Annotated in this window: 25 protein-coding genes and 3 tRNA genes; 18 read left to right on the forward strand and 10 right to left on the reverse strand. The window is 70.2% G+C overall.

The window, feature by feature from the left end:
* Nucleotides 1-56: 56 nt before the first annotated feature.
* The 4 genes from alaS to ACF3M1_RS05485 all read left to right on the forward strand — a co-directional run bounded on the left by alaS (nucleotide 57) and on the right by ACF3M1_RS05485 (nucleotide 3406).
* On the forward strand, nucleotides 57-2702 hold the full coding sequence (alaS, locus tag ACF3M1_RS05470) for an alanine--tRNA ligase (protein WP_394005190.1): 2646 nt from the start codon (nucleotides 57-59) through the stop codon (nucleotides 2700-2702).
* 157 nt (nucleotides 2703-2859) lie between these two features.
* A complete protein-coding gene (gene csrA / locus ACF3M1_RS05475) occupies nucleotides 2860-3081 on the forward strand; it encodes a carbon storage regulator CsrA (RefSeq protein WP_394004598.1) in 222 nt (73 codons plus the stop codon).
* A gap of 54 nt (nucleotides 3082-3135) precedes the next feature.
* A tRNA-Ser gene (locus ACF3M1_RS05480) sits at nucleotides 3136-3228 on the forward strand.
* A 101-nt stretch (nucleotides 3229-3329) separates the two neighbouring features.
* Nucleotides 3330-3406 (forward strand) — tRNA-Arg (locus ACF3M1_RS05485).
* 544 nt (nucleotides 3407-3950) lie between these two features.
* On the opposite strand, the gene ACF3M1_RS05490 is transcribed toward ACF3M1_RS05485, so the two are convergent.
* The 7 genes from ACF3M1_RS05490 to ACF3M1_RS05520 form a co-directional block, all read right to left on the reverse strand.
* Entirely contained in the window at nucleotides 3951-5234 is a 1284-nt protein-coding gene (locus tag ACF3M1_RS05490) for a nucleotide sugar dehydrogenase (protein WP_394004599.1), read from the reverse strand.
* A 70-nt stretch (nucleotides 5235-5304) separates the two neighbouring features.
* Nucleotides 5305-6150: a serine aminopeptidase domain-containing protein gene (locus ACF3M1_RS05495; protein WP_394004600.1), complete on the reverse strand. Its 846-nt coding sequence runs from the start codon at nucleotides 6148-6150 to the stop codon at nucleotides 5305-5307.
* Nucleotides 6147-6959, reverse strand: coding sequence for a bifunctional hydroxymethylpyrimidine kinase/phosphomethylpyrimidine kinase (gene thiD / locus ACF3M1_RS05500; protein WP_394004601.1), 813 nt, complete (start codon nucleotides 6957-6959; stop codon nucleotides 6147-6149). The genes ACF3M1_RS05495 and thiD overlap by 4 nt, the downstream gene beginning before the upstream one ends.
* 37 nt (nucleotides 6960-6996) lie before the next feature.
* Nucleotides 6997-7677 carry a YoaK family protein gene (locus ACF3M1_RS05505; protein WP_394004602.1) on the reverse strand — a complete coding sequence of 227 codons (681 nt, stop codon included), beginning with the start codon at nucleotides 7675-7677 and terminating at the stop codon, nucleotides 6997-6999.
* 207 nt (nucleotides 7678-7884) lie between these two features.
* Complete coding sequence (locus ACF3M1_RS05510; RefSeq protein ID WP_394004603.1) at nucleotides 7885-9285, reverse strand: PhoH family protein; 1401 nt, start codon at nucleotides 9283-9285, stop codon at nucleotides 7885-7887.
* A 130-nt stretch (nucleotides 9286-9415) separates the two neighbouring features.
* Nucleotides 9416-9898 carry a peroxiredoxin gene (locus ACF3M1_RS05515; protein ID WP_394004604.1) on the reverse strand — a complete coding sequence of 161 codons (483 nt, stop codon included), beginning with the start codon at nucleotides 9896-9898 and terminating at the stop codon, nucleotides 9416-9418.
* 83 nt (nucleotides 9899-9981) lie between these two features.
* Nucleotides 9982-10548 carry a glycine cleavage system protein R gene (locus ACF3M1_RS05520; protein WP_394004605.1) on the reverse strand — a complete coding sequence of 189 codons (567 nt, stop codon included), beginning with the start codon at nucleotides 10546-10548 and terminating at the stop codon, nucleotides 9982-9984.
* A 216-nt stretch (nucleotides 10549-10764) separates the two neighbouring features.
* Between ACF3M1_RS05520 and dapA the strand changes: the two genes are divergently transcribed.
* Together dapA and ACF3M1_RS05530 are read left to right on the forward strand one after the other, a co-directional pair.
* On the forward strand, nucleotides 10765-11667 hold the full coding sequence (gene dapA / locus ACF3M1_RS05525; protein WP_394004606.1) for a 4-hydroxy-tetrahydrodipicolinate synthase: 903 nt from the start codon (nucleotides 10765-10767) through the stop codon (nucleotides 11665-11667).
* A gap of 20 nt (nucleotides 11668-11687) precedes the next feature.
* Nucleotides 11688-12200: a hypothetical protein gene (locus tag ACF3M1_RS05530; protein ID WP_394004607.1), complete on the forward strand. Its 513-nt coding sequence runs from the start codon at nucleotides 11688-11690 to the stop codon at nucleotides 12198-12200.
* A 75-nt stretch (nucleotides 12201-12275) separates the two neighbouring features.
* On the opposite strand, the gene fdxA is transcribed toward ACF3M1_RS05530, so the two are convergent.
* Together fdxA and ACF3M1_RS05540 are read right to left on the reverse strand one after the other, a co-directional pair.
* Nucleotides 12276-12599 carry a ferredoxin FdxA gene (gene fdxA, locus ACF3M1_RS05535; RefSeq protein ID WP_394004608.1) on the reverse strand — a complete coding sequence of 108 codons (324 nt, stop codon included), beginning with the start codon at nucleotides 12597-12599 and terminating at the stop codon, nucleotides 12276-12278.
* A gap of 276 nt (nucleotides 12600-12875) precedes the next feature.
* Nucleotides 12876-12951 (reverse strand) — tRNA-Glu (locus ACF3M1_RS05540).
* A 125-nt stretch (nucleotides 12952-13076) separates the two neighbouring features.
* Between ACF3M1_RS05540 and pcnB the strand changes: the two genes are divergently transcribed.
* The 8 genes from pcnB to ACF3M1_RS05580 all read left to right on the forward strand — a co-directional run bounded on the left by pcnB (nucleotide 13077) and on the right by ACF3M1_RS05580 (nucleotide 19584).
* On the forward strand, nucleotides 13077-14399 hold the full coding sequence (gene pcnB, locus ACF3M1_RS05545) for a polynucleotide adenylyltransferase PcnB (RefSeq protein WP_394005191.1): 1323 nt from the start codon (nucleotides 13077-13079) through the stop codon (nucleotides 14397-14399).
* Nucleotides 14400-14427: 28 nt separating this feature from the next.
* Nucleotides 14428-14916, forward strand: a complete 489-nt coding sequence (folK, locus tag ACF3M1_RS05550) for a 2-amino-4-hydroxy-6-hydroxymethyldihydropteridine diphosphokinase (RefSeq protein WP_394004609.1) — start codon at nucleotides 14428-14430, stop codon at nucleotides 14914-14916.
* Nucleotides 14917-14920: 4 nt separating this feature from the next.
* Nucleotides 14921-15736, forward strand: coding sequence for a 3-methyl-2-oxobutanoate hydroxymethyltransferase (gene panB, locus ACF3M1_RS05555; protein WP_394004610.1), 816 nt, complete (start codon nucleotides 14921-14923; stop codon nucleotides 15734-15736).
* Between the two features lie 25 nt (nucleotides 15737-15761).
* Nucleotides 15762-16145 (forward strand): GFA family protein, encoded by a 384-nt coding sequence (locus tag ACF3M1_RS05560; RefSeq protein ID WP_394004611.1) that lies wholly within the window; start codon nucleotides 15762-15764, stop codon nucleotides 16143-16145.
* Nucleotides 16146-16199: 54 nt separating this feature from the next.
* Entirely contained in the window at nucleotides 16200-17060 is an 861-nt protein-coding gene (gene panC, locus ACF3M1_RS05565; protein WP_394004612.1) for a pantoate--beta-alanine ligase, read from the forward strand.
* A gap of 111 nt (nucleotides 17061-17171) precedes the next feature.
* Nucleotides 17172-17552, forward strand: coding sequence for an aspartate 1-decarboxylase (panD, locus tag ACF3M1_RS05570; protein ID WP_096209592.1), 381 nt, complete (start codon nucleotides 17172-17174; stop codon nucleotides 17550-17552).
* The gene (gene pgi / locus ACF3M1_RS05575) at nucleotides 17552-19084 is read left to right on the forward strand and encodes a glucose-6-phosphate isomerase (RefSeq protein ID WP_394004613.1); all 1533 of its coding nucleotides are present in this window, start codon (nucleotides 17552-17554) and stop codon (nucleotides 19082-19084) included. Before panD ends, pgi begins: the two co-directional genes overlap by 1 nt.
* Nucleotides 19081-19584 (forward strand): GNAT family N-acetyltransferase, encoded by a 504-nt coding sequence (locus ACF3M1_RS05580; RefSeq protein WP_394004614.1) that lies wholly within the window; start codon nucleotides 19081-19083, stop codon nucleotides 19582-19584. The genes pgi and ACF3M1_RS05580 overlap by 4 nt, the downstream gene beginning before the upstream one ends.
* Before the next feature lie 77 nt (nucleotides 19585-19661).
* Here ACF3M1_RS05580 and queG read toward each other — a convergent pair whose 3' ends face one another.
* Nucleotides 19662-20696: a tRNA epoxyqueuosine(34) reductase QueG gene (queG, locus tag ACF3M1_RS05585; protein ID WP_394005192.1), complete on the reverse strand. Its 1035-nt coding sequence runs from the start codon at nucleotides 20694-20696 to the stop codon at nucleotides 19662-19664.
* Nucleotides 20697-20779: 83 nt separating this feature from the next.
* On the opposite strand from queG, the gene ACF3M1_RS05590 reads away from it, so the two are divergent.
* The 4 genes from ACF3M1_RS05590 to mutL all read left to right on the forward strand — a co-directional run bounded on the left by ACF3M1_RS05590 (nucleotide 20780) and on the right by mutL (nucleotide 26352).
* Nucleotides 20780-22297: an NAD(P)H-hydrate dehydratase gene (locus ACF3M1_RS05590; RefSeq protein ID WP_394004615.1), complete on the forward strand. Its 1518-nt coding sequence runs from the start codon at nucleotides 20780-20782 to the stop codon at nucleotides 22295-22297.
* On the forward strand, nucleotides 22297-22782 hold the full coding sequence (tsaE, locus tag ACF3M1_RS05595; protein ID WP_394004616.1) for a tRNA (adenosine(37)-N6)-threonylcarbamoyltransferase complex ATPase subunit type 1 TsaE: 486 nt from the start codon (nucleotides 22297-22299) through the stop codon (nucleotides 22780-22782). Before ACF3M1_RS05590 ends, tsaE begins: the two co-directional genes overlap by 1 nt.
* An 88-nt stretch (nucleotides 22783-22870) precedes the next feature.
* Nucleotides 22871-24361: an N-acetylmuramoyl-L-alanine amidase gene (locus ACF3M1_RS05600; RefSeq protein WP_394004617.1), complete on the forward strand. Its 1491-nt coding sequence runs from the start codon at nucleotides 22871-22873 to the stop codon at nucleotides 24359-24361.
* Nucleotides 24362-24495: 134 nt separating this feature from the next.
* Entirely contained in the window at nucleotides 24496-26352 is a 1857-nt protein-coding gene (mutL, locus tag ACF3M1_RS05605) for a DNA mismatch repair endonuclease MutL (protein WP_394004618.1), read from the forward strand.
* The last annotated feature ends 1 nt before the right edge of the window (nucleotide 26353 follow it).

Genomic DNA, 26353 nt, shown 5'->3' on the forward strand with positions numbered 1-26353 from the left:
CACAAGCGGGTGGACACGGACCGCGGCGCATGCCCGTTTTCGTCAACGCCAGGCCTATGACCACGCAGACCCCGACCAGCACCGCGCAGATCCGCGCCGATTTCCTCGAGTTCTTCAAGGGCAGGGGGCACACCATCGTGCCGTCGGCGCCGCTGGTGCCGGGTAACGACCCGACCCTGCTGTTCACCAACTCGGGCATGGTGCAGTTCAAGGACGTGTTCCTGGGTGCGGAGAAGCGCAGTTACGTGCGTGCGGCGGACGTCCAGCGCTGCCTGCGCGCGGGCGGCAAGCACAACGATCTCGACCAGGTCGGCTACACCGCGCGGCACCACACTTTCTTCGAGATGCTCGGCAACTGGTCGTTCGGCGACTACTTCAAGAAGGACGCGATCGCCTGGGCCTGGGAGCTGCTGACCCAGGTCTGGAAGCTGCCGGCCGAGCGACTGCTGGTCACCGTCTATCACACCGACGACGAGGCCTACGCGCTGTGGCGCGACATGGTCGGCGTGCCGGAAGACCGCATCGTGCGCATCGGCGACAACAAAGGCGCGCCGTTCGCATCGGACAATTTCTGGCAGATGGCCGACACCGGCCCCTGCGGTCCCTGCACCGAGATCTTCTACGACCACGGTCCGGCGCATTTCGGTGGTCCTCCGGGCTCGCCCGACGAGGACGGCGACCGTTTCATCGAGATCTGGAACCTGGTGTTCATGCAGTTCGACAAGCAGCCCGACGGTACGCTGCTGCCGCTGCCCGCACCCTGCGTCGATACCGGCATGGGTCTGGAGCGCGTGGCGGCGATCCTGCAGGGCGTGCACAGCAACTACGAGATCGATCTCTTCCAGGCGCTGATCCGCAAGGCGGCCGAACTCACCGGCACGACCGATCTGGAGAACAAGTCGCTGCGCGTGATCGCCGACCACATCCGCGCCTGCAGCTTCCTGATCGTCGACGGCGTGCTGCCGTCGAACGAGGGCCGCGGGTACGTGCTGCGCCGGATCATCCGTCGCGCGCTGCGCCACGGCTGGATGCTCGGTGTCCGCCAGCCGTTCTTCAGTGCGATGGTCGGCACGCTCGACGCGGCGATGGGCGAGGCCTACCCCGAGTTGCGTGGCAAGCGCGAGCTGGTCGAGCGTGCGCTGCGGGCCGAAGAGGAGCGCTTCGCCGAGACCCTCGACGCCGGCATGCGCATCTTCGACGAGATCGCCACGCGCAGCCAGGGCGCCATTCCGGGCGAGGACGCGTTCCGCCTCTACGACACCTATGGCTTCCCGCTCGATCTGACCGCCGACATCGCGCGCGAGCGCGGGCTCGAGGTCGACATGGCCGGGTTCGATGCCGCGATGCAGCGCCAGCGCGAGACGGCGCGTGCCGCCGGCAAGTTCGCGTCCAGCGCCGGACTTCCGGCCGACCTGGTCGCACAGCTGTCGCCGACCGTGTTCGAAGGCTACGAGGCCACCGAGGCCGGCGAGCTGCAGGTCGTCGCGCTGCTGCGTGACGGGCGCCCGGTCGAGACCATCGACGCCGGGGACGAGGCCGTGGTGATTCTCGACCGCACGCCGTTCTACGGGGAATCCGGCGGCCAGGTCGGTGACACCGGCGTGCTCGACGCCGACGGTCTCCGCTTCGACGTCGACGACACGCAGAAGTTCGCCGGCCAGTTCCACGGGCATGTCGGCCGTCTCGCCGCCGGCACGCTGCGTCGCGGCGACCGCGTGCAGGGTCGCGTCGACGCGACCCGGCGGTCCAGCATCCTGCTCAACCACAGCGCCACCCATCTGCTGCACGGCGCGCTGCGTGATCTGCTCGGCACGCACGTGGCCCAGAAGGGCTCGCTGGTCGCGCCGGAGCGGCTGCGCTTCGATTTCTCGCATTTCCAGCCGGTGACCGGCGACGAGCTCGGCGAGATCGAGCGCCGCGTCAACGTCGAAGTGCGCGCCAACCACCCGGTCACGATCGAGCAGATGGACATGCAGTCCGCGCTCGACGCCGGCGCGATGGCGCTGTTCGGCGAGAAGTACGGCGAGCGCGTGCGCGTGGTGACGATGGGTGAGTCCGTCGAGCTGTGCGGCGGCACCCACGTCGACCGCACTGGCCGTATCGGCCTGTTCAAGCTCGTGTCCGAAGGTGGTGTGTCGTCCGGTGTGCGCCGTATCGAAGCACTCACCGGCCAGGCCGCACTCGATCATGTGCGCGCCGAGGAGGAGCGCCTGCGCCACGCGGCCGGCCTGCTCGGCGGCACCGCGGCCGACGTCGGTGATCGCGTGCGTGCGCTACTCGATCGACAGAAGCAGCTCGAGCGCGAACTCGATGCGTTGAAGGCCAAGGCGGCCAGCGGTGCGACGTCGGATCTGGCAGCAGGCGCGATCGACGTCGGCGGACTGAAGGTCGTGGCAGCGCGGATCGAAGGGCTCGACGCGAAGGCGCTGCGCGACGCAGTCGACCGCATCAAACAGCAGCTGGGCGATGTCGTCGTGGTGCTCGCCGGCGCCAATGACGGCAAGGCGGCGCTCGTCGCCGGTGTCGGCGGCGCCGCGGCGGGCCGGATCAAGGCCGGCGAACTGCTGTCGGAGATCGCAGGCCGGATCGGAGGCAAGGGCGGCGGTCGCCCCGATCTCGCCCAGGGCGGCGGCGAGGACGGACCCGCGCTGCAGGCGGCCCTCGCCGACGTGGGCCGCTGGGTGGCTGACCGGGCGGGTTAAGCGCGCGCTAAACATGTTCCGGGGGCGGTTGACCGGCCGTCCGCCGCAGGACATCCTTCACGCTTCAGATTGGTCTGTAATCGGTTTCCAACGGTCGAGAGCGGTCCGAGTTGCAGTCCACGCCGGCACGACAGCGTGTTGGCCCGAGGAGATTCATATGTTGATTCTGACCCGACGTGTCGGCGAGACGCTGATGATTGGAGACTCCGTCTCCGTGACCGTCCTGGGCGTCAAGGGCAATCAGGTGCGTATCGGCATCAATGCGCCGAAAGACGTGTCGGTGCACCGCGAAGAGATCTACCAGCGCATCCACCGCGAAGGCGCCGATGAGCAGGCGGATGATCACGACGCACAAGAAAGTTTGCCGCAGGCGAGGTGACCCGGTATCCTTCGCACCTCGCTCGAACGTCACACACGTCGAGCGGGTTGCTTCGGAGAGTTGCCCGAGTGGCTGAAGGGGCTCCCCTGCTAAGGGAGTATGGGGCTTAAAACTCCATCGAGGGTTCGAATCCCTCACTCTCCGCCACTGCTTGATTCGATCGGATTCCCTCGGGGATCACCGAAAAAAATCTCGCAGAGCGGTTGACGAAATACACGTTCTTCTGCAAAATTCCGCTTCTGTTCCACGCGCCCGTAGCTCAGTTGGATAGAGCACCAGGCTACGAACTTGGGGGTCGGAGGTTCGAATCCTTCCGGGCGCGCCAGAACACACAGGAAAGCCAGCGATCCGTCGCTGGCTTTTTTGTGTGCGTGTGTTTCGCGTATGCCGGCGTGCGTGGTCCGGTGGCGCCTGCCTCGACACGATGCGCTGGGTCGCGTCGGTCCGTGCGCGTCGCGCACGCGACAGCGCGACTGATGCGGATCAACTGCAGCCGGTGCGTCGCGACGATCCGCGAAGACCGGGCGGCCGCGCTGGATCACCGCGTCCGCCGCGTGCATGACGCCTGCCGTGTGGACGCGAGTGGGCGGGTGCGCGTGCGGTCACCGCGCGACGGCCAGTGGAGCGGCCGGACGCGTCGCAGGCGCGCGCGGGTCGTCTGCAGCGGGCACGTGCCGCAAGAAGCCGGACCGGCCGCCAAGACGCTGTCGCAGCCGCGCTGCGCAGGCGTGCCGAGCGCGCCCGGTTACGGCGTCGGCCGTGCATCCGGAACGCAACCGTGATGCGTCCGCGCGACTTCGCATGCTGTGCGTCGCGATCGGGAGCGGATGCGCCTCAGGCGACCCCGCGCTGGCCCCGCCGCCGTCGGCTCAGAGGCGCGCGTCCGCCTCGGGCAGGACCGCCTTGACGTCGAACAGCACGGCGCCGGGCGTGCCGAACGCGCGAATGCCGGCGCTGCCGAGAGCGACGAACTGGGCATGCGGAACGGCGAGGATCATCGCGTCGTAGGCGCCGTCGGCCGGCTCGGTCACCAGCGTCAGGCCGTGCTCGGCCTGCGCATAGGCGGGCGCGACCCAGGGATCGTGGACGTCGACCACGACACCGTAGCTGCGCAGTTCGGCCACCACGTCGACCACACGCGTATTGCGCAGATCCGGGCAGTTCTCCTTGAACGCCAGGCCCAGCACCAGCACGCGCGCGCCGGCGGTCTGGATGCCGCGCTGCTGCATCAGCTTGACCACGCGCTGGGCCACGTGCAGCCCCATGCTGTCGTTGATCCGGCGTCCGGCGAGGATGACCTCGGGGTGGTAGCCGATCTCCTGCGCCTTGTGTGTCAGGTAGTACGGATCGACACCGATGCAGTGCCCGCCGACGAGCCCGGGCCGGAACGGCAGGAAGTTCCATTTCGTACCGGCGGCTTCGAGCACTTCGTGGGTGTCGATGCCGAGACGCTCGAAGATCAGCGCCAGTTCGTTGACCAGGGCGATGTTGACGTCGCGCTGGGTGTTCTCGATGACCTTGGCGGCCTCGGCGACGCGGATGCTCGAAACCCGATGCGTGCCGGCCTCGACGATGTCGCGGTACAGCGCATCGACGAACTCCGCCGAGTCCGGGCACGAGCCGGCCGTCACCTTCAGCGTGTTCTCCAGGCGATGCTGCTTGTCGCCCGGGTTGATCCGCTCGGGGCTGTAGCCGACGTGGAAGTCCTCGCGGAAGCGCAGGCCGGACGTCGCCTCGAGGATCGGCACGCAGATTTCTTCGGTTGCCCCGGGATAGACGGTGGATTCGAAGATCACCACGTCACCACGGCCGATTGCGGCGCCGACGGCGCGGCTGGCGCTTTCGAGCGCCGACAGGTCCGGGCGCTTGTAGGCGTCCACCGGCGTGGGCACGGTGACGATGTGGACATTGCACGCGGCGAGGTCGGCGGCATCGGCGCTGTAGCGCAGGTGCGCCGCCGCGCGCAGGTCGTGTTCCGACAGCTCGCGCGTGTGGTCGTGTCCCCGGCGCAGGCCGTCGATGCGTTCGCGATCGATGTCGAAGCCCAACGTCGGATGGCGACGTCCGAACGCCACCGCGAGTGGCAGGCCCACGTAACCCAGGCCGACGATCGCGATGCGGATGTCGTCACGTGCGGGCAGCGTTGCGCTCATTGCGTCGGTTCACCATCGAAAAGTGCCGGCGCAGTGTAGCGGACGGCGTCGGCGCCCGGCCGCGGCGCGATCAGCCGCGCGAAGTTAGCCACTCGACGACGGCGTCGGGCTGTTTCATCCAGGCGAAGTGATCCGCCGGCACGCCCAGCGCCGCGGCATCCATCGATGCCACGGCCGGCGCCGGCGTCGCGAGCTTGGACAGCAGGAAGTGCAGCGAAGACGGCGGCCCGAGCCAGTCCGCCTGCAGGCAGGCGGCGCGCACGGGCACGTCGACGCGCGACAGGGCCGCATCGAGATCCGTCTCGAGCCCCGCCGCGCGGTAGCGTCCGCTGAGCCCGCTTCTGCTCCAGTCGTCGATCACACCCCGGGCCTCGTTGCCGGCGAAGCCCAGACGGCGGCCCGGCAGCACGCCGCGCACGTGCGACAGCCAGGCCATGAACCGGTACAGCGGCGGCAGTGCATAGCGCCGGGGTGCTGGAAATGCGCGCCAGTACGGCGCGCCGCTGGCGACCAGCCACAGCGCCTGGGCGCCCTCGGGCCGACGCGCGAGATGGCAGCAGGCGAGCTGTCCACCGAGGCTGTGCCCGCCGACGACGGGCGTCAGGCCGGCCGCGGCACTGTGCATCGCCCGCGCACTGGTCGCGATGTCTTCGTCGAGCAGCTCGCGATAGCCCCAGTCCACGCCGCGGCCGGCGCGCAGCGTGCTCGACCCGATCCCGCGCCACTCGTGCAGGAAGACCGCGACGCCGCGCGCGGCGAGCCGTTCGGCGAAGGGCAGGTAATGCTTCGCGGGCACGCCCATCGCCGGCAGCCAGAGCAGGGCGCGATCGGCTGCCTCGGGAATCCGCGCGATAAGTTCGTAGCGGTGACCATCGTTCGTGACCAGCGCATCGATGCGCGACGCGGGCGCAGTCATCGGATCCGCGGAGCGAGGTGGCCGAGCACGCTGATGTCGCTGCGCCCGGGCCGGTAGGCCGCGCGCATCGCCGCGTGCACATAGGCGATTGCCGCGTTGCAGGCCTCGGCCGCGGACGCACCGCCCGCGATGCGGGCCGCGATGGCGGACGACAGCGTGCAGCCAGTGCCATGCCCATCGACCGCCAGACGCGGCGCCCGATGCGTGAAGTGCGTCTCCGGATCCGCGTAGCGGTCGACGACGGTGTCGCCCTCGTCCAAGTGGCCGCCCTTGAGCAACACGCCGCGCGCGCCGAGTGCGCGCAGCGCATCGAGTGCCGCCTCCGCAGACGCCGCGTCGACGATCGTGCGACCGAGCAGCAGCTCGGCCTCGGGAATGTTCGGCGTGAGCACGGCCGCCCGGGGAATCAAGCGCGTGCGCAGCGCATCGAGAGCGTCGTCGTCGAGGAGTTTGGCGCCCGAGGTCGCGATCATCACCGGGTCCAGCACGACGGGCACATCGGGGTGCGCATCGAGCGCGTCGGCCACCGCCCGCACGATGTCGGCGGTGGCGAGCATTCCGATCTTCACCGCGCGGATGTCGAAATCGTCGAAGCAGGCATCGATCTGCGCCTGCAGGAAGGCGACCGGCGGCGCATGGACGGCGGTGACGCCGCGCGTGTGCTGCGCGGTCAGCGCGGCGATGGCGGACAGCCCGTGGATGTCGTGCGCGGCGAAGGTCTTGAGGTCGGCCTGGATGCCGGCGCCGCCGCCCGAATCGGAGCCGGCGATCGTCAGCACGGACGGGGGACGCGAAGAAGGAGCGCTCATCCGTGCATTGTGCCCGCTGGCGTAAGGAAGCGGCCGCTCAGGTGCTGCGCTCGGGCGGCACGCCGCGCCAGTGCCGGTACGCGGCGTAGCCGATGCCGGTCGCGCCGGTGAGAGCCGCCGGCACCAGTAGCGCGTGGTAGCGCAGCTCGCCGAACAGCCACGCGCCGAGCAGGCCGCCGACGAGGAAGCCGGCGATGATCAATGCGCTGAGCGCCAGCCGCCGGACCGGCAGTGCCAGCCCGCGCATCAGGTGGCCGAGTCCGATGCCGAGATCGGTGAACATGCCGCTCAGATGCGTGGTGCGCACCAGCGCGCCACTGTAGGTGGTCACCATCGCGTTCTGCAGGCCGCAGGCCATCGCCGCGAGCAGGGCGCCGAGGATCTGGACGCGTTCGAATGCCGGGACGGCCGCGGCGAGCAGGGCCGCCTCGAGCGCGAGCGCCACGCCGTAACGCCGGCCCAGCCGCAGGGTGTCGTCCTGCAGGATCAGCCCGCTGATCGTGGCCCCGGCGCAGAACGCCACCACCACGCCGCACAGGTGCGTGACCGTGCGCCAGTCGCGTTCCACCAAGGCGGCGCCGAGCAGGCTGGTGGTGCCGGTCAGGTGGCTCACCGCCTGGTGTTCGAAACCGAGATAGCCGACCACGTTGACCATGCCCGCGACGCAGGCGAGTGCAACCGCGCCGATCCACACCCACGTCGGCAGCCGCATGCCCACGTCAGCGACGCTGCCGCACGCGAACCGCCGCCAGGATGCGATGGTGGATCGCGCGCGCCACGTTCCGCATCACGCGCTCGTCGGCGAACGGATTGTTCGGATCGGCTGGTGGTGCCCCAGGGGGTGCGCGGCGCCACGGCAGCGTGACGCCACGTCTCGCGGGACGCGGACCCTGCGGCCATCCGGCCGGCCGCAGGGTCCGCTCCATCACAGCACCTCGGACGCGAAATCGGCCAGCCGCGAACGCTCGCCGCGACGCAGCGTGATGTGCGCGCTGTGGGCCCAGTTCTTGAAGCGGTCGACCGCGTAGGTCAGGCCCGACGTCGTCTCGGTGAGGTAGGGCGTGTCGATCTGCTCGACATTGCCCAGGCACACGATCTTCGTGCCAGGGCCTGCGCGCGTGACCAGGGTCTTCATCTGCTTCGGCGTGAGGTTCTGCGCCTCGTCGAGGATCAGATAGCGCGACAGGAACGTGCGCCCGCGCATGAAGTTCATCGAGCGGATCTTGATGCGCGAGGCCAGCAGATCGTTGGTCGCCGCGCGGCCCCAGCTGCCGCCGTCCTGGTTGTGGGTCAGCACTTCGAGGTTGTCGGTCAGTGCGCCCATCCACGGCGTCATCTTTTCCTCTTCCGTGCCGGGCAGAAAGCCGATGTCCTCGCCGACGCTGACCGTCGCGCGGGTCATGATGATCTCGCGGTAGCGCTGCTGGTCCATCGTCTGCGCAAGGCCCGCGGCGAGTGCGAGCAGGGTCTTGCCGGTGCCGGCGGTGCCGAGCAGGGTGACGAAATCGATCTCCGGATCCATCAACGCGTTGAGCGCGAAATTCTGCTCGCGGTTGCGCGCGAGAATGCCCCACACCGCATGCTGGTTGTGGCGGAAATCGTCGACGATCTGCAGCGTCGCGCGCCCGTTCTCGACGCCGACCACGCGGAACTCGGATTCCTCGTCGCCGGGCAGGTAGAGGAACTGGTTGGGATGCCAGTCGTCCCCCGCATCGGCCGCCAGTTCGTAGAAGGTGCGGCCGCGGTCGGTCCACGAGCGCAGGTCCTTGCCGTGACGCGTCCAGAAATCCTCCGGCAGCGCGGTCGCGCCGGTGTAGAGCAGGCTGAAATCGTCGAGCGCGCGGTCGTTCTCGTAGTCCTCGTTCGGGATCCCGGCGATCGCGGCCTTGATCCTGAGGTTGATGTCCTTGGACACGAACACGACCGGGTAGTCGGGTTCGGTGCGTACCAGATCGAGAATCGCGCCGAGGATGCGGTTGTCGGGCGCGGCGACGCCGAACGAGGTGGGGTCCTCGACCGGCGCCGTGGTCTGGAAGCGCAGCTTGCCCACGCTCTGTACGCCGCGCAGTTGCAGGCCCTTGGGGCGGAGCAGCGGCAGGCCGGAGGCGATGTGGTCGCTGCCTGCCGCTTCGATCAATTCGTTGATGAACCGGCTGACCTGGCGCGCATTGCGGCTGGCTTCGCTGGTGCCCTTCTTGCCGTTGTCGAGCTCCTCGATCACCTGCATCGGCAGGTAGACATCGTGCTCCTCGAATTTGAACAGCGCGGTGGGATCGTGCATCAGCACGTTGGTGTCGAGAACGTAGACGCGCTTGCCTTGGGTCATCATCGGCGTGTCGGGGATCCGTAGGGAAGGAAAGGGCACGGCGTCACCACGCCGCGTAACACACGGACACGCGCCCGCATCGCCTGGCCCCGTGGTCCGGGGCGGCGATGCGGGCGGGTAGGGGCGGCGGTCACTGCGCCGTGGCAGCCTTCAGGGCGTCGAGCACGGCCTGGGCATGGCCCGGCACGCGCACCTTGCGCCATTCGGCCGCGAGGCGGCCGTCGGGATCGATCAGGAACGTGCTGCGCTCGATGCCGAGCACGGTCCGGCCGTACATGTTCTTTTCCCGGATCACGTCGAACGCGCGGCACAGCGCCTCGTCCGCATCGCTGACCAGCGGGAACGCGAAGCCCTGCTTGGCGCAGAAGGTGTCGTGCGATTTCACCGAGTCGCGCGAGACGCCGAGGACGTCGGCATCGAGTGCCGCGAATTCCGGCAGCAGCGCGTTGAAGTCCAGGCCCTCGGTCGTGCAGCCGGGCGTGGAATCCTTCGGGTAGAAATACAGGACGAGCCAGCGTCCGGTGTGGTCGGCCAGTGTGGCCTTCGCGCCGCCCGACAATGCCAGCGGCAGCTGCAGGGTGGCCTTTGCGAGCTTCTTGCGTGTTCCGCTCATCGTTCGAACGGGCGTTCCATTGCGACGGTCGTGATCACAATGCGCGTGTGCTTCTGCTTTCGCAAGCGTCTGCGCGCATCACGTCAGAACTTCATCGGATCCATGATCGCGTCGAGATTCAGGTGATCGCAGAACTCGAGGAAATCGTCGCGCAGCGCGGCGATGTGCATGTTCGCCGGGATGCCGATCGTGATCTGCGCCGAGAACATGTCGGCGCCGGTCTGCATCGCGCGATAGCGCGAGGAGTGCAGGCTTTCGATCGTGATGCCCTGGCGGTCGAAGAAGTCCGCCAGCTGGAACAGGATGCCGGGCTTGTCGGCCGCGACCACTTCGACCACGTACGGCAGCAGGTTCGACTGAACGGGCTTGGGACCGGTGCGATACCAGACCAGCTTGAGGTCTTCCTCGCGCTCCAGGCGCGTGAGCATGGCCTCGAGCTTGGCGACCGCGTCCCACGGGCCATTGGCCAGTGCGGTGACCGACACGTCGCGCCCGACCGTGGACAGGCGGGTGTCGACGAGGTTGCACCCGCTGTCGGCGATCCGGCGCGACACCGACAGCAGCGGCGAGGCCGGATGCGTGGTGTACGCGTTGATCAGCAGGTAATTCTCGTTCGGCGACGGACGGGAAGCGGTATCGGAATCGGTCAAGGCGGGGTCCGCGGCGGGAAATCGGTGTGGCAACGTGGATCGGCTGCGACGGAAAGGGTGAACGGCAGCCCGGCCCGGACTGCAAGCGCGGCCAGCATACTTGCCCGTACTTCACGGCCGCAAGTAACATCGGCCGGCGTTTTCCGCGCCATTGCGCCGTTCGCGCGCCGTCGGCCAGAGGCGACGCCGCCCTTCTTCGTACCTGGAACTCCCATCTTGCGTCTCTCAGGCAGCATCACCGCACTCGCCACCCCGTTCACCGCCAGCGGCGATCTCGATCGTCCGGCATGGAAACGGCTGGTGACGTCGCAGCTCGACGCCGGGACCCAGGGACTGGTGGTCGCGGGCTCGACAGGCGAGGCCGCGATGCTCGACGAGGCCGAGTACGACTGGCTGGTGACCTCGGCACTGGAGCTCGTGGCGGGCCGCGTGCCGGTGCTCGCGGGCACCGGGCAGTCGTCGACCGCCCGCACCGTCGCATTGACCCGTCACGTCGCCACGCTGGGCGTGGATGCCGCGCTGGTGGTGGTGCCGCCGTACGTGCGGCCGACGCAGGCCGGCCTGGTCGCGCATTTCCGTGCCGTCGCCGACGACGCCGGCGTGCCGGTGCTGCTCTACAACGTGCCCGGGCGCACCGGGACCGACATGGCGCCCGAGACCGTTGCCGCGCTGGCCACGCATCCGCGGATCGTCGGGATCAAGGAAGCGCACGACGGCGTCGAGCGGATGCAGGCGCTGCTCGCGCTGCGGGCCCCGGGGTTCGCGGTGCTCAGCGGCGACGACGCGACCGCGGGCCGCGCGATGCTCGCCGGCGCCGACGGCACGATTTCCGTCGTCTCCAACATCGTGCCGGCCGCATTCCGCCGGCTGTGCGATCTGGCCCGCGACGGTCGCACCGACGAGGCGCAGGCCTGGGACGCGCGGCTCGCACCGATCCATGCGTTTTCCGGCATCGAGCCCAATCCGATTCCGGTCAAGGCGGTCCTCGCACGGCAGGGCTTCGGCCACGGCCTGCGACTGCCGTTGACGACACTGGCCGACGCGCACCGCGCGCAGGCCGACGATGCGGCGCGACTCGCGGCGGACCTCGAAGCGTCCTGCCGTGCCCGCGCTGCCTGATTTCCCAGGAGACCGTACCGATGCGTCCATCCAATTCCTTCCTCCGCCCCGTCGGCCTCGCCGTGCTGGCGGTCGCCCTCGTGGGCACCAGCGGTTGCAGCTGGTTCAAGCGCGACAATGCCCTCTACGTACAGAGCCCCGAGAGCCGTCCGCTCGAGGTGCCGCCGGACCTCGACCAGCCGCGCACCGACGGCGCGATGGCGCTTCCGCCCGGCGCGGGCTCGGTCACGCGTTCGGGCATGGCCGCCGCGCCGGTGGCGTCGAACGTCGCGTTCACCGTGCCGGGACAGCGGGACGAGGTGTTCACCCGGGTTGGTGAAGCGCTCGCCGGCGCCGAAGGCGTCACGGTGTCGAGCCAGTCGCAGGCCCTTGGCACCTACGAGGTCGCCTATGCCAATACCCAGTTCCTGGTCCGCGTCAGCGCGGCGCAGGGTGGCGTCGCGGTGTCGGCGGTCGATCCGCGCGGCGTCGCCGCCACTGGCGATGCACCGGTGCGTCTGATCGCCCAACTGCAGGCGGCGCTCGTCCGCTGAGTCCGCCGAACGCGGAGTGCGAAACGAAAACGGGCGCCATCGGCGCCCGTTTTTTTTTGATGCGCGGCGCGCCTGTCAGCGCTCCAGCAGCGGCAGCTTATCGCTCTTGCCTTCCCAGTCCTTGGCGTCAGGCGCCGGATCCTTGCGCGTGGTGATCACCGGCCAGGCGCGCGACAGCTCGGCATTGAGCGCGACGAACGCCTCCTGTCCCGCCGGCACATCGTCTTCCGGATAGATCGCATTGATCGGGCACTCCGGCTCGCACAGGGTGCAGTCGATGCACTCGTCCGGGTCGATGACCAGGAAATTCGGACCCTCATGGAAGCAGTCCACCGGACAGACTTCGACGCAGTCGGTGTACTTGCACTTGATGCAGTTTTCGGTCACGACGAACGGCATGATGGGCGGAGTCGGTGGCGAGATGAAGGCGTGGGAGTGTAAGGCAGGCGGTCGTCGGACTGTGCGAAGCGTTCGCATTTGCCGGCCATGGGCACGTCGCGGATCACGCATCCTTCGAGGACGGCCGCGCGCTGCGAGACCTCTGTCCGGGGAATGCAGGCGCGGTGATGCCAAGCCGTCTGCGCGTCGGGCCGGAGTGCCGGTCGACGTCGCATCCTTTTTCCCCGACCACAACGCAAATGGCCCACGTCTCTCGACATGGGCCACTGCTTGATATGGCGCTCCCTACGGGATTCGAACCCGTGTTTTAGCCTTGAGAGGGCCACGTCCTAGGCCTCTAGACGAAGGGAGCAAAGTCGACCGCGAGCGGCCACCGGTTGGACGACCGGCCTGCAAACGTTCGTCGACGTGTGCAGCTTGCTAGTATATCAGGCTTGCGGGCGCCGCAACGGTCGCCTCTGGAAAATTTTCGCCTTGATGGACAACGCCGCACCCCTTCTCGCCGCTGACCTGCGGATCATTCCGCGCGACCAGCATTCGATCTCCCGGCGCCAGATCAGCCAGAACGCGTTGCGCGTGTTGTACCGGCTGCACGAAGCCGGCCACGCGGCCTACCTGGTCGGAGGTGCGGTGCGCGACGTGCTGGTCGGTCTGGCGCCGAAAGACTTCGACATCGCCACCGACGCCACCCCGGAGCAGGTCAAGGCCTTGTTCCGCAACTGCAGGTTGATCGGCCGCCGCTTCCGGCTGGCACACGTGGTGTTCGGCCGCGAGATCATCGAGGTCGCGACGTTCCGTGCCAACGTCGACGACGGCAGCGGCGACCGTGAGGTCCACGATGGCGGGCGGCTGCTGCGCGACAACGTCTACGGCACGGTCGAAGACGACGCGATCCGCCGCGACTTCACCGCCAATGCGCTGTATTACGCGATCGCCGATTTCTCGGTGCGTGATTACGTCGGCGGCTTCGAGGATGTCGAGAATCGCGTGCTGCGCCTGATCGGTGATCCCGACACGCGCTATCGCGAGGATCCGGTGCGGATGCTGCGCGCGGTGCGTCTGGCCGCGAAGCTGGACTTCACGATCGAGCCCGGCACGGCCGAGCCGCTTCCGCGCCTGGCGAGCCTGCTCGGCGAGGCCGCGCCCGCGCGGCTGTTCGAGGAGTGCCTGAAGATGTTCCTGGCCGGACATGCGGTCGCCAGTTTCGAGGGTCTCGAGCGCCATGGCCTGCTGGCCGCGCTGTTCCCCGAGACCGCCGCCGCGATCAAAAGCAACCGCAGCGGTGCGCTGCGCGCGATGGTGCTCGCCGGCCTGCGTTCGACCGATGCCCGCATCGCGGCCGACGAGCCGGTCTCGCCGGCATTCCTGTTCGCCACGCTGCTCTGGCCGGCGTACTGCCGCGCGATGATGAAGCTGCAGGCCGAGGGCGTGCAGCCGGTCGACGCCCAGCGCCGTGCCGCCGACCGCGTGACGCTGCACCAGCTGGCCACGGTCGCGCTGCCGCGTCGGTTCTCGCTGCCGATGCAGGAGATCTGGTTGCTGCAGGCGCGATTCCCGCAGCGCCAGCGCAAGCGCGTGACCCGCACGCTGTCGCATCCGCGCTTCCGTGCGGCGTTCGACTTCCTGGTCCTGCGCCAGACCGCGTCCGACGAGCACACCGCCGACGTCGCGTTCTGGCAGGAAGCCCAGAACGACCCCGACCACGCGATCGCGCTGTTCCCGGCCGACGACGAGGGAGGCGACGAGGGACAGGCGCCGCGTCGCCGTCGTCGTCGCCGTCGCACCGCGCCGGCCGAGTGAGCCCGACGCCCACGGCGTGCCGGCCCGGGTGAGCGCACACGTCTTCATCGGCCTGGGCGCGAATCTCGGCGACGCGCCGGTGACCTTGCGCGCGGCCGTCGACGTGCTCGCCGCGCAGCCGGAACTCAGCGGCGTGCGCTGTTCGTCGCTCTATCGCACGCCGGCCTGGGGCCGCGAAGACCAGCCCGACTTCATCAACGCCGTCGTGGCGTGCACGGCCACACTGGCGCCGGCGGCGCTGCTCGAGCGCCTGCTCGACATCGAGCGCCGGTTCGGACGCGAACGCGCGACCGACGACCGCTGGGGGCCGCGCACGCTGGACCTGGACCTTCTGCTCTACGGTGACGCCTGCATCGCAGTGCCGGGCTTGACCGTGCCGCATCCGTACCTGCACGCGCGTGCCTTCGTGCTGGTGCCGTTGCTGGAGCTCGCTCCGGATGTGGTGATTCCCGGCATCGGGCCAGCGACTTCGGCGCTCGCGCACGTGGATCGCGGTGGCATCGAGGCGCTACGCTAGCGCGATGGACACTTCTTCCTCCGCGCCGGTCACCGTGCCCGCGCTGTTCGAGGCCCGCGCCGCCGGTCGCCGGCTCGCGATGCTGACCGCCTACGACGCCGGCTTCGCCCGTGTGCTCGATACCGCCGGCGTGGACCTGCTGCTGGTCGGCGACTCGCTCGGCATGGTCGTTCAGGGGCACGGGTCGACCTTGCCCGTGACCGTCGACGACATCGCGTACCACACCGCCTGCGTCGCCCGCGGGGTGCGCCGCGCGCTGGTGATCGCCGATCTGCCGTTCCAGGCCGACGCGACGCCCGAGCGCGCGCTCGATGCCGCCACGCGCCTGCTGCAGGCCGGTGCCGGCATGGTCAAGCTGGAGGGCGCGACCCCCAACAAGTGCGAGGTCGTGCGCTTCCTCGTCGAGCGCGAGATTCCGGTCTGCGCGCACCTGGGCCTGACCCCGCAGTCGGTGCTGCGCTTCGGTGGCTTCAAGGTGCAGGGACGGGGCGATGCGGCGGCACAGGCGCTGCGCGTGGAAGCGCACGCGATTGCCGAGGCGGGCGCCGCGCTGATCGTGCTCGAAGGCGTGCCGGCGCCGCTGGCCGCCGCGATCACCACGGCGTCGGCGGTGCCGACGATCGGCATCGGCGCCGGCCCGGACTGCGACGGCCAGGTGCTGGTGCTGCACGACATGCTGGGCCTGGACAGCGGCCATCGCCGGCCGCGCTTCGTGCGTGACTTCCTTGCCGAGGGCGGCTCGGTCGACGGCGCGGTGCGCGCGTATGTCGCCGCCGTGCGCGACGGCAGTTTTCCCGGCCCCGAACACAGCTACCGTTAGAGCCGTCCCGTCCGGAGCGCCGGCGATGCCCAGTGGATCGTGTCTGTGTGGTGACGTGCGGTTCGAGGTCTCGGCCCCGCTGGCGCCGCCCGACGCCTGCCACTGCGTGGCCTGCCGGAAGTCCTCGGGCCACGTGTTCGCGTCCAGCGACGTGCCGGTCGAGGCGCTGACGGTGCGCGATCCGCAGGGCGCATTGCGCTGGTATGCGAGCTCGCCGAAGGTGCGGCGCGGGTTCTGCAGGCGCTGCGGCGCATCGCTGTTCTGGGCGCCGGTGGGGGGCGCGAAGATTGCGGTCGCGATGGGGGCGTTCGACACGCCGACCGCCACCCGGCTGCACATGCACATCTTCGTGTCGGAGCAGGGCGATTACTACTCGATCGACGACGGCCTGCCGCAGCACGCGCGCTGACGCGCGGCGCCGCGGATCTGCGAAAATCGCGCTCCCCCTGCAAGCGGATCCTCCGTGATCGACATCGTGCAAGACCTGGCTGCGCTGCGCGCACGCGTGACCGGCTGGAAACGCGACGGGCTGCGCGTGGGCCTGGTGCCGACGATGGGCAACCTGCACCCGGGGCACTACGCGCTGGTCGACGCCTTGAAGCCGCACGTGGACCGCATCGTGGCCAGCGTGTTCGTCAATCCCACGCAGTTCGGTCCCCACGAGGATTTCGACCGCTATCCGCGCACGCCCGAGGCCGATGCGCGTGGGCTCGATGCGGCCGGCTGCGATCTGCTGTGGATGCCGTCGGTCGACACGATGTATCCGCTGGGTGTCGAACGGACGGTCACCGTGCGCGTGCCCGGCATCACCACCATTCTCGACGGCGCGCATCGGCCGGGCCACTTCGACGGCGTGGCCACGGTGGTCGCGCGCCTGTTCAACCAGGTGCAGCCGGAGGTCGCCGCGTTCGGCCGCAAGGATTACCAGCAGGTCGCGGTGATCGCGCACATGGTCGCCGACCTCGCGTTTCCGGTGCGGTTGTTGCCGGTGGCGATCGCGCGCGAGGCCGATGGCCTGGCACGCAGCTCCCGCAACCAGTATCTGGACGCCGACGCGCGCGCCCGGGCCCCGGCCCTGTATCGCGCGCTGACGTCGCTGCGCGACGCACTGGGCGCGGGGCAGTCCGCCGCGGCGGCGGAGGCCTGGGCGGCCGATGCGCTGCGTGCGGCCGGCTTCGAGGTCGACTACATCGAAGTGCGCGCGCCGGATCTGGCGCCATACGCGGGCGGGGACGGGGTGGCGCTGGTCGCGGCGCGGCTCGGACGCACGCGCCTGATCGACAACCTCGAATTCAGCTTCGAGGCGGGCGACGGTCGCGGCTGAATCCACAGCGGGGCCCTGCACCGGGCGTGTTGCGATGCCACATCGCGTCCCTATACTTGCCGGTTCCTGCGGGACTTTCCGCGTTTCCCGATGCCTTCCGGCCGTATCGCCATGCAACTGACCCTGCTCAAAGCCAAGATCCATCGTGCCTCGGTGACCCATGCCGAACTGCATTACGAGGGGTCCTGCGCGATCGACGCCAATCTGCTCGAGCTGTCGGGCATCCGCGAATACGAACGCATCGAGATCTACAACATCAACAATGGCGAGCGCTTCGCGACCTACGCGATCCGCGGTGAGGCCGGCAGCGGCGTGATCTCGGTCAACGGCGCGGCCGCGCACAAGGCCGGCGTGGGCGATCTGGTGATCATCTGCGCCTACGGCGCGCTGGACGAGGCCGAGGTCGCGGCGTTCAAGCCGAAGCTGGTCTACGTCGACCGCCAGAACCGGATGACGCACACCAACGACTCCATCCCGGCGCAGGCCGCCTGATGGCGACGGCGGCGCAGCGGATCGATTCCACGCTGGCGCCGCATGCGCGGCGCCTCGCACAGGCCCGCATCGAGGCCCTGGTGTCCGCGGATGCCGGGCGCCCGCACGACTACGCACTGCGCATCGGCGGGCTCTACGCGAGCTTCGCCCGCCAGCGGCTCGACGGCGAGGCACGCACCGCCTTGCTCGCGCTCGGCGAAGCGGCGGGCCTGCGCGACGCGTTCCGCCGCCTGTTCGACGGCGCCACGGTCAACACCTCGGAACATCGCGCGGCGCTGCATGTGGCCCTGCGTTCGGCACTGTCGGACACGGCGATCGCGCGCGACGCGCATGCCGAAGCCGCCGCGGCGCGCGCGCGCATGGCCGACCTCGTGGCCGCGCTCGACGCGTCCGACGTCACCGACATCGTCAACGTCGGCATCGGCGGCTCGGACCTCGGGCCGCGCCTGGTGGTCGATGCGCTCAAGGATTTCGGCACCGGCCGCTTCCGTGTGCACTTCCTGACCAACGTCGACGGCAGCGATGCCCAGCACCTGCTCGCGGGGCTGGAGCCTGCGCGGACCGCGGCGATCCTGGTGTCGAAGACCTTCAGCACCCAGGAAACCCTGCTCAACGGCGCCGTGGTCCGCGACTGGCTCGGCGGCAGCGAGCGCATCTACGCCGTCAGCGCCAACGTGCCGCGCGCCGAGGCCTTCGGCGTCGCGCCCGAGCGCGTGCTGCCGATGTGGGACTGGGTGGGCGGGCGCTATTCGCTGTGGTCGGCGGTCGGTTTCTCGATCGCGCTGGCGGTCGGCATGGACGGCTTCGACGCGCTGCTGGCCGGCGCGGCCGACATGGACGCGCACGTGCTCGAGGCGCCGCTGGCGCAGAACCTGCCGGTGCAGCACGCGTTGACCGCGATCTGGAACCGCAACGGGCTGGGCCTGTCGACGCATGCGGTGCTGCCCTATGACGAGCGCCTGGCGCTGCTGCCGGCCTACCTGCAGCAGCTGGTGATGGAGAGCCTCGGCAAGTCGGTCACGCCGGACGGCGTGCCGGTCGGCCTCGACACCGTCCCCGTGCTCTGGGGCGGCCCCGGCACCAATTCCCAGCACAGCTTCTTCCAGGCGCTGCATCAGGGCACGCAGACCGTGCCGGCCGATTTCATCGGCGTGGTCAATCCGGCGCACCCGCACGCCGACAATCACGCCGCGCTGCTGTCGAACCTGCTGGCGCAGACCGAGGCGCTGGCCAACGGCTACCAGGCCGAAGACCCGCAGAAGTCCTACCCCGGCAACCGGCCGTCGACGCTGCTGCTGCTCGACCGGCTCGAGCCGCGCAGCCTCGGTGCGCTGATCGCGCTCTACGAGCACAGCGTCTACGCGCAGTCGGTGCTGTGGGGGATCAACGCCTTCGACCAGTGGGGCGTGGAACTCGGCAAGCGCATCGCCGGCGAGCTGCTCCCGGCCGTGCAGGGCGAGGACGTCGAGGTGGCCGATCCGGTCACGCGCGCGCTGCTGGACGAGATCCGCGCACGCACCGCGCACGGGTGAGCGCAGGCATCCGCATCCGCCATGCCGAGCCGGCGGATGCCGCCGGCCTGTACGCGCTGTTTTCAGAGACACCGGCCTATGCCGGCACCTTGCAGCCGCCGTACCCGTCGCTGGATGCGTGGATGCGGCGCTTGTCCGGCATGCCGGCGCACGTGGTCCAGCTGGTCGCCGAGGACGCCGGTACGGTGGTCGGCGCCGCCGGATTCGAGGTGCTCCAGCATCCCCGACGCCGGCATGTCGCGAACCTCGGCATGGCCGTGTCGGAGACGCGTCGCGGCGAAGGCATCGGCCGCGCCCTGCTGGCGGCGGCGCTCGACACCGCGGAACGCTGGCACGGGGTGCGCCGGATCGAGCTCGAGGTGTATCTCGACAATACTGCGGCGATCGCGCTGTACACCCGTCACGGCTTCGTGCGGGAAGGCGTCGCCCGCGGCTATGCGCTGCGGGATGGCGGCTATGTCGATGTCGCGTTGATGGCGCGGCTCGCGCCCGGGGCCTGAGCCGCCGGGCAGCGCCTCGGCCGCGGTGTCCGCGGGACGCTCGCGACACTCAGCCCGCGCGGTGACCACGCGTTGGGTCACGCGATGCCGTGCCGCGCCAGCGCCCATTCGATGTGTTCGTCGACCAGCAGGTCGCCCGAATGCCGGCGCGCCTGCAGCGCCGCCAGCGTGCCGGGTGTCGTCGGTGCGTTGCCCAGTGCGACCGCGAGGTTGCGCAGCCAGCGCCGGTGGCCGCTGCGCCGGATCGGTGAGCCTTCGGTGCGCTGCAGGAATTCGGCCTCGTCCCAGGCGAACAGCTCGGCCAGGGTCGCGGTGTCGAGTGCATTGCGTGCGCGGAAATCCGGTTCGTCGGTCCGCCTGGCGAACTTGTTCCAGGGACACACCAGCTGGCAGTCGTCGCAGCCGAAGATGCGGTTGCCGATCAGCGGCCGCAGCTCGGGATCGATCGCGCCCTCGTGCTCGATCGTCAGGTAGGCGATGCAGCGCCGGGCGTCGAGCCGGTGCGGGGCGATGATCGCCTGGGTCGGACAGACGTCGATGCAGCGCGTGCAGGTGCCGCAATGCGCGGTGGCCGGCGCATCGACCGGCAGCGGAATGTCGACGTAGATCTCGCCGAGGAAGAACCACGAGCCACCGTCCTTGTCGATCAGGCACGTGTGCTTGCCGATCCAGCCGAGCCCGGCGTTGCGTGCCAGCGCGCGCTCGAGCACCGGCGCCGAGTCGACGAACACGCGATGGCCGAACGCGCCGAATTCGCCGGCGATGCGGTCGGCGAATTTCTGCAGCCGGTTGCGCATCAGCTTGTGGTAATCGCGGCCCAGTGCGTAGCGGGCCACGTAGGCGCGGGTGCCGTCGGCCAGCGTGGTCCAGGCGCTGTCGTCGTCGTTGCGGCCGTAGTCCAGACCGACCGAGATCACCCGCACCGTCCCGGGCAGCAGCTCGGCCGGGCGCGCACGCAGGTCGCCGTGTCGCGCCATCCAGTCCATCGTGCCGTACAGGCCCCGGGCCAGCCAGTCGCGCAGGTGCGCTTCGTCCTCATCCAGTTCGATGCCGGCGATGCCGCAACGCTGGAACCCCATGTCGGCGGCGATCGCGCGCACGCGCGCGGCCATGTGCGCCGGCGAGGGCGCGCATGCGACATCGTCGATGGCGGACGGGGGCAGGCTCACGATGCGCGAAGTATAGAATCCGGGCGATGAGTGCTCCCTGTGCCACGACCGTTTCGACCGCCCCCGGCACGCTGCTGTACGACGCCGCTGCGCTGCGCGCGATCGAGGCTGCGGCGCTCGACGGAGCCGTCGACGCGGGCGCGCTGATGGCGCGCGCCGGGCAGGCGGCGTGGCGCGGTGTGCTCGCGCACTGGCCGCAGGCGCGACGCCTGCTCGTGGTCTGTGGGCCCGGCAACAACGGCGGTGACGGCTACGTGCTCGCGCGTCTGGCGGCCGAGGCCGGACGGGACGTGCAGGTGATGCGGCTGGCCTCCGATGCGCCGCGAACACCACTGGCGCGTTCGGCCTGCGAGGCCTTCGTCGACGCCGGAGGACGCGTCGCCATATTCGACGGCGCTGCGCTGCCGGCGGCCGACGTGGTGGTGGATGCGCTGTATGGCATCGGCCTGTCGCGGGCGGTCGACGGCGACGCGGTAGCGCTGGTGCGCGCGATCAATGCAGCCGACGGTGCCGTGTTCTCACTCGACGTGCCCAGTGGCTTCGATGCGGACCGCGGCAGCGCACCCGGCCCCGCGGTGCACGCCACCCGCACGCTGCAATTCCTGGCCGAGCACATCGGCCTGCAGACCGGCGACGGCGGTGACCACGCCGGCGTCTTGTCGCTGGACGGGCTGGGCGTCGACCCCGCCCACGTGGCGGCCACGACCCCGGCGGCGCGGCGCGTCGTCGTCGCGGATCTCGCGCACTGGCTGCGGCCGCGTGCCCGCAACAGCCACAAGGGCGCGTCCGGCCGCGTGCTCTGCGTGGGCGGCGATCACGGGTTCGGCGGTGCGGTGCTGCTCGCGGCCGAGGCCGCGCTGCGCACGGGCGCCGGCCTGGTCAACGTGGCCACCCGCGAGGCACATGTCGCGCCGCTGTTGGCCCGCTGTCCCGAGGCCATGGCCAGCGCGGTCGGCACCGACGCCGCGCTTGCCGGACTGCTGGAATCGGCGGATGTGGTCGCGCTCGGCCCCGGGCTCGGGCGCGGCGCCTGGGCGCACGGCCTGTACGCCGATGTGCTCGATGCGGCGCCCGCGCTGGTGCTGGATGCCGATGCACTGAACCTGCTCGCAGGCGCGCCGCGGCCGCTTCCGGACGGCACGATTCTCACGCCGCACCCGGGCGAGGCCGCGCGACTGCTCGGCTGCAGCACGGCCGAGGTGCAGCGCGATCGTCCGGCCGCAGTGCGCGCATTGGCGGCGCGCTGGTCGGCCGTCGTCGTGCTCAAGGGGGCCGGCACCCTGGTCGCGGACCCCGGGGGCATGCCGTGGCTGATCGCCGCCGGCAACCCCGGCATGGCGACCGGCGGCATGGGCGACGTGCTGACCGGCATGATTGCCGCGCTGCGTGCCCAGGGCCTGGCGCCGGACGCGGCGGCCGTGTGCGGCGCACTGCTGCACGCTGCGGCCGGCGACGTCGCCGCGCGCACCGGTGGCGAGCGCGGTCTGCGTCCAACGGATCTGCTGGCCGCCCTCCGCCCCCTCGCCAACCCGGACGCGCCGTGATGACCGGAGACCGCACCGGCTGGATGCTTCCCGACGAAGCCGCCACGGTGGCCTTCGCCAAGGCGCTGGCCGCGACAGCACCCACTTCGGCGGTGGTGCATCTCGCCGGCGATCTGGGCGCGGGCAAGTCGACGCTGGCACGCGGCTGGCTGCGCGCGCTCGGGGTGACCGGCACGGTCCGCAGCCCGACCTACACCCTGGTGGAGCGCTATCCGGTCCCCGGCGGCGAGGCCCTGCATCTGGATCTCTACCGGATCGGCGATGTCGGCGAACTGGAATTCCTCGGCCTCGACGACGTGGCCGCTGCGCTGTGGCTGATCGAATGGCCCGACCGGGGTGCGTCCGCGTTGCCGCCAGCGGACCTGCGGATCGTGCTGGCGCAGGCGGGCAGCGGGCGTCGCCTCGTGATCGAACCGGCGAGCGCGGCCGGGCAGACCTGGCTGGACCGGATCGCCGCTCGGCCGCTAGTTGGACCGGCTTCCTGAACCGAAACCACAGGAAGGATGTGCAGGCTGCGGATTTGCAAGGAAAAACGTATTGCATTGTCCTGCCAGCGGTGATTGACTAGGCCGCATGCGCATCCGGGGGATCAATCTGTCTCAGGCCTTGCTGGCGCTCGCGCTGCTCGTGGCGCTGTGCTGGAACCTGGCCTACGGCGCCGAGTTGCGCGGCGTCGACGTGCGCAGCGGCCCGACCGGGACCTCTGCCGAGCTCCGGCTCGACGCCCGGGCCGAGTACAAGGTGATTCCGCTGGCCAATCCCGACCGTCTGGTCGTCGATCTGCCCGGCACGCGCCTGCGCGGCGGCATTGCATTGCCGGCGGGGCAGGGCATCGTCAAGGCCGTGCGCAGTGGCCAGCCGGTCGCCGGCACCACGCGGATCGTCTTCGATCTGGCCAGCGCCACCGTGGCGATGACGCCGCGGCTGGAGGACGGGCCCGATGGCGTCCGTCTGGTCCTGCAATGGCCCGGCGACGGCGAGGCCGATCCCATCGCCCGGATCGCGGCGCAGGGTGCGGCGGCCGTCAGTCCCCCGGCCGTGGCCGCCACGCCACCACCGTCTGCGCCGGTCGACCCTGCGCCTGCGTCCAACGACGCCACCTCGCGCCTGATCGAGTCCATGCGCCAGCAGGAGGCGACGGCGGCCGCAGCGACAGCGCCGACGCCGGGTGCAAACGCCGCCGTGACCGCGCCCGCACCGTCTGCAACCCCGGCGCCGACGCCCGCCGTCGCACCGGCGCCCGTCGCCACGCGCCCCGAGCCGGTCGCCACACCTGCGCCGTCCTCGCGTACGCCCGCGCCGCCGGTCATGACCTCGGCCATGCGTCCGCTGGTCATCGCGATCGATGCCGGCCATGGCGGTCAGGATCCCGGGGCCATCGGCCCGGCCGGCACTTATGAGAAACACGTCGTGCTGGCGATCTCGCGTGAACTCGCGCGCCAGATCAACGCCACGCCGGGCATGCGCGCGCACCTGATCCGCGACAACGATTCCTACGTCGAACTGCCGCAGCGTGCGCGCCGCGCACGCCAGGCGAGGGCGGACATGTTCGTCTCGATCCATGCCGATGCCGCGCTGAACCGCGCGGCGTACGGCTCGTCGGTGTACACCTTGTCGACGCGCGGGGCGTCGTCGCAGCAGGCCCGCTGGCTGGCGGACCGCGAGAACAACGCCGATCTCGTCGGCGGCGTGCGACTGGAACGCGACACGCTGTCCTCGGTGCTGCTCGACCTCGCGCAGAGCGGCCACATGAAAGCATCGCAAGATGCCGCCGAGCACGTGCTGACCGGCCTGCGCGCGCTGGGCAAGACCCACAAGCCGAACGTGGAATACGCGAACTTCGCCGTGCTGCGCAATGCCGACATGCCGGCGATGCTCGTCGAGACCGGCTTCATCTCGAACCCGGACGAAGAAAAGCGTCTGCTCGACTCCGGCCATCAGCGCCGGATCGCCACCGCGGTGCTCGACGGCATCAATGCCTTCTTCACCAACCAGCCGCCCCCGGGCACGCTGTACGCCGCGCGCGCTGCGGCCGCGGCCCAGCAGGCAGGCGGCAGCCCCTGATCGCGCGAGCGCGGCGGCTCGGTCGCGTCGCGCGTCAGTGACGGACATCAGTAGCGGACATCAGTAACGGACCCTGCGGCCTGGCGCGGCCGGTATCATCGGGGGCCGTTTCCTGACGCGCGCGCCGCGCCGAGATGCCCGTGCCGATCCGCCAGCTTCCCGACATCCTGATCAACCAGATCGCCGCCGGCGAGGTCGTTGAACGGCCCGCGTCGGTGGTCAAGGAACTGGTCGAGAACGCGCTCGATGCCGGCGCCCGACGGGTGGATATCGACCTCGAGGAAGGCGGCGTACGCCTGATCCGGATCCGCGACGACGGCGGCGGGATTCCGCCGGAGGAACTGGCACTGGCGGTGTCGCGCCATGCGACGAGCAAGATCGGCTCGCTCGACGATCTGGAATCGGTGGCCACGCTCGGATTTCGCGGCGAGGCGCTGCCGTCGATCGCGTCGGTGAGCCGGTTCACGCTGGCCTCGCGGCGCGACGACGCCGAGCACGGCTCGATGCTGCAGGTCGACGGCGGCACCGTAGGCGAGCTCACGCCGCGGCCGCATCCCCGCGGCACCACCGTCGAAGTGCGCGACCTGTTCTACAACGTGCCGGCACGGCGCAAGTTCCTGCGCGCCGAACGCACCGAACTCGGGCACATCGAGGAGTGGCTGCGCGCGCTGGCGCTGGTGCGACCCGATGTCGAACTGCGGGTGAGCCACAACGGAAAGCCCTCGCGCCGCTACAAGGGCGAGGACAGCCTGTTCTCGGATGCGCGCCTGTCGGAAACCCTCGGGCGCGACTTCGCCGATGCCGCATTGCGTGTCGAACACGCGGCGGCGGGCCTGCAGTTGCACGGCTGGATCGCGGCGCCGGCGTATTCGCGCGCGAGTGCCGATCAGCAGTATCTCTACGTCAACGGCCGCTCGATCCGCGACCGCAGCGTGGCGCACGCGGTGCGCCAGGCCTATGCGGACGTGATGTATCACGGGCGCCAGCCGGCCTATGTGCTGTTCCTCGAACTCGACCCCACCCGGGTCGACGTCAATGTGCATCCGGCCAAGCACGAAGTGCGGTTCCGCGATGCGCGGCTGATCCACGATTTCGTCTACCGCACGCTGCACGAGGCCCTCGCCGCGACCCGCGCGGGGCAGGCCGTGTCCGCCACCGATGCCCATGTTTTCGAATCGCCGACCGCCAGGCCCGGCGGCACCGCGACCGGCGCGCCATCCGCGGCCTGGTCGCGACCGATGCCGCAGTCGCATCTGTCACTGCGCGTCGACGAGGCCCGCGCGGCCTACGCGAGTCTCTATGGTGACGGTTACGGCGGCGCCTCGACGGTCGATGTGTCCACGACCCCATACGACGCGGTGTCGGGCGCGGGCGCCGACGTGACGGCGCAGGACGGCGCCACGCTCGTGCCGCCGCTCGGCTATGCGGTGGCGCAACTGCACGGCATCTACATCCTCAGCCAGGCCGCCGACGGCCTGATCGTCGTCGACATGCACGCCGCGCACGAACGCATCGGCTATGAATCCCTGAAGCGCGCGCACGACGGTGATGGCGTGCGCCTGCAGCCGCTGCTGGTGCCGCAGACGGTCGCGGTGTCGGAGCGCGAGGCGGACGTCGCCGAGCAGGAGTCGGCCACGCTCGCCGAGCTGGGTTTCGAAGTCTCGCGCAGCGGTCCGCAGTCGCTGATCCTGCGCAGCGTGCCGGCGCTCCTCGCCCAGGGAGACACCGAGGCGCTGCTGCGCGATGTACTGGCCGATCTGCGCGAACACGGCGAAAGCCGTCGCGTGCGCGCCGCGCGCGACGAGCTACTGTCGACGATGGCCTGCCACGGCGCGGTGCGTGCGAACCGTCGCCTCACCGTGCCTGAAATGAACGCCCTGCTGCGACAGATGGAAGCCACAGAACGCTCGGGGCAATGCAATCACGGGCGGCCGACCTGGGCGCACTTCCCGCTGGCCGAAATCGACCGCTGGTTCCTGAGGGGGCGCTGAG

Origin of the sequence: Luteimonas sp. WGS1318 (assembly GCF_043187535.1) — a bacterium.
In the GTDB taxonomy this organism is placed as follows: Bacteria; Pseudomonadota; Gammaproteobacteria; order Xanthomonadales; family Xanthomonadaceae; genus Luteimonas.

Excerpts from the sequence above, each read along its gene's own strand:
- alaS (WP_394005190.1), top strand. The coding sequence starts at position 57 with ATGACCACGCAGACCCCGACCAGCACCGCGCAGATCCGCGCCGATTTC.
- csrA (WP_394004598.1), top strand. The coding sequence starts at position 2,860 with ATGTTGATTCTGACCCGACGTGTCGGCGAGACGCTGATGATTGGAGAC.
- ACF3M1_RS05490 (WP_394004599.1), bottom strand. The coding sequence starts at position 5,234 with ATGAGCGCAACGCTGCCCGCACGTGACGACATCCGCATCGCGATCGTC.
- ACF3M1_RS05495 (WP_394004600.1), bottom strand. The coding sequence starts at position 6,150 with ATGACTGCGCCCGCGTCGCGCATCGATGCGCTGGTCACGAACGATGGT.
- thiD (WP_394004601.1), bottom strand. The coding sequence starts at position 6,959 with ATGAGCGCTCCTTCTTCGCGTCCCCCGTCCGTGCTGACGATCGCCGGC.
- ACF3M1_RS05510 (WP_394004603.1), bottom strand. The coding sequence starts at position 9,285 with ATGACCCAAGGCAAGCGCGTCTACGTTCTCGACACCAACGTGCTGATG.
- ACF3M1_RS05515 (WP_394004604.1), bottom strand. The coding sequence starts at position 9,898 with ATGAGCGGAACACGCAAGAAGCTCGCAAAGGCCACCCTGCAGCTGCCG.
- ACF3M1_RS05530 (WP_394004607.1), top strand. The coding sequence starts at position 11,688 with ATGCGTCCATCCAATTCCTTCCTCCGCCCCGTCGGCCTCGCCGTGCTG.
- fdxA (WP_394004608.1), bottom strand. The coding sequence starts at position 12,599 with ATGCCGTTCGTCGTGACCGAAAACTGCATCAAGTGCAAGTACACCGAC.
- pcnB (WP_394005191.1), top strand. The coding sequence starts at position 13,077 with ATGGACAACGCCGCACCCCTTCTCGCCGCTGACCTGCGGATCATTCCG.
- panB (WP_394004610.1), top strand. The coding sequence starts at position 14,921 with ATGGACACTTCTTCCTCCGCGCCGGTCACCGTGCCCGCGCTGTTCGAG.
- ACF3M1_RS05560 (WP_394004611.1), top strand. The coding sequence starts at position 15,762 with ATGCCCAGTGGATCGTGTCTGTGTGGTGACGTGCGGTTCGAGGTCTCG.
- panD (WP_096209592.1), top strand. The coding sequence starts at position 17,172 with ATGCAACTGACCCTGCTCAAAGCCAAGATCCATCGTGCCTCGGTGACC.
- pgi (WP_394004613.1), top strand. The coding sequence starts at position 17,552 with ATGGCGACGGCGGCGCAGCGGATCGATTCCACGCTGGCGCCGCATGCG.
- queG (WP_394005192.1), bottom strand. The coding sequence starts at position 20,696 with ATGGCCGCGCGCGTGCGCGCGATCGCCGCCGACATGGGGTTCCAGCGT.
- ACF3M1_RS05590 (WP_394004615.1), top strand. The coding sequence starts at position 20,780 with ATGAGTGCTCCCTGTGCCACGACCGTTTCGACCGCCCCCGGCACGCTG.
- tsaE (WP_394004616.1), top strand. The coding sequence starts at position 22,297 with ATGACCGGAGACCGCACCGGCTGGATGCTTCCCGACGAAGCCGCCACG.
- ACF3M1_RS05600 (WP_394004617.1), top strand. The coding sequence starts at position 22,871 with ATGCGCATCCGGGGGATCAATCTGTCTCAGGCCTTGCTGGCGCTCGCG.
- mutL (WP_394004618.1), top strand. The coding sequence starts at position 24,496 with ATGCCCGTGCCGATCCGCCAGCTTCCCGACATCCTGATCAACCAGATC.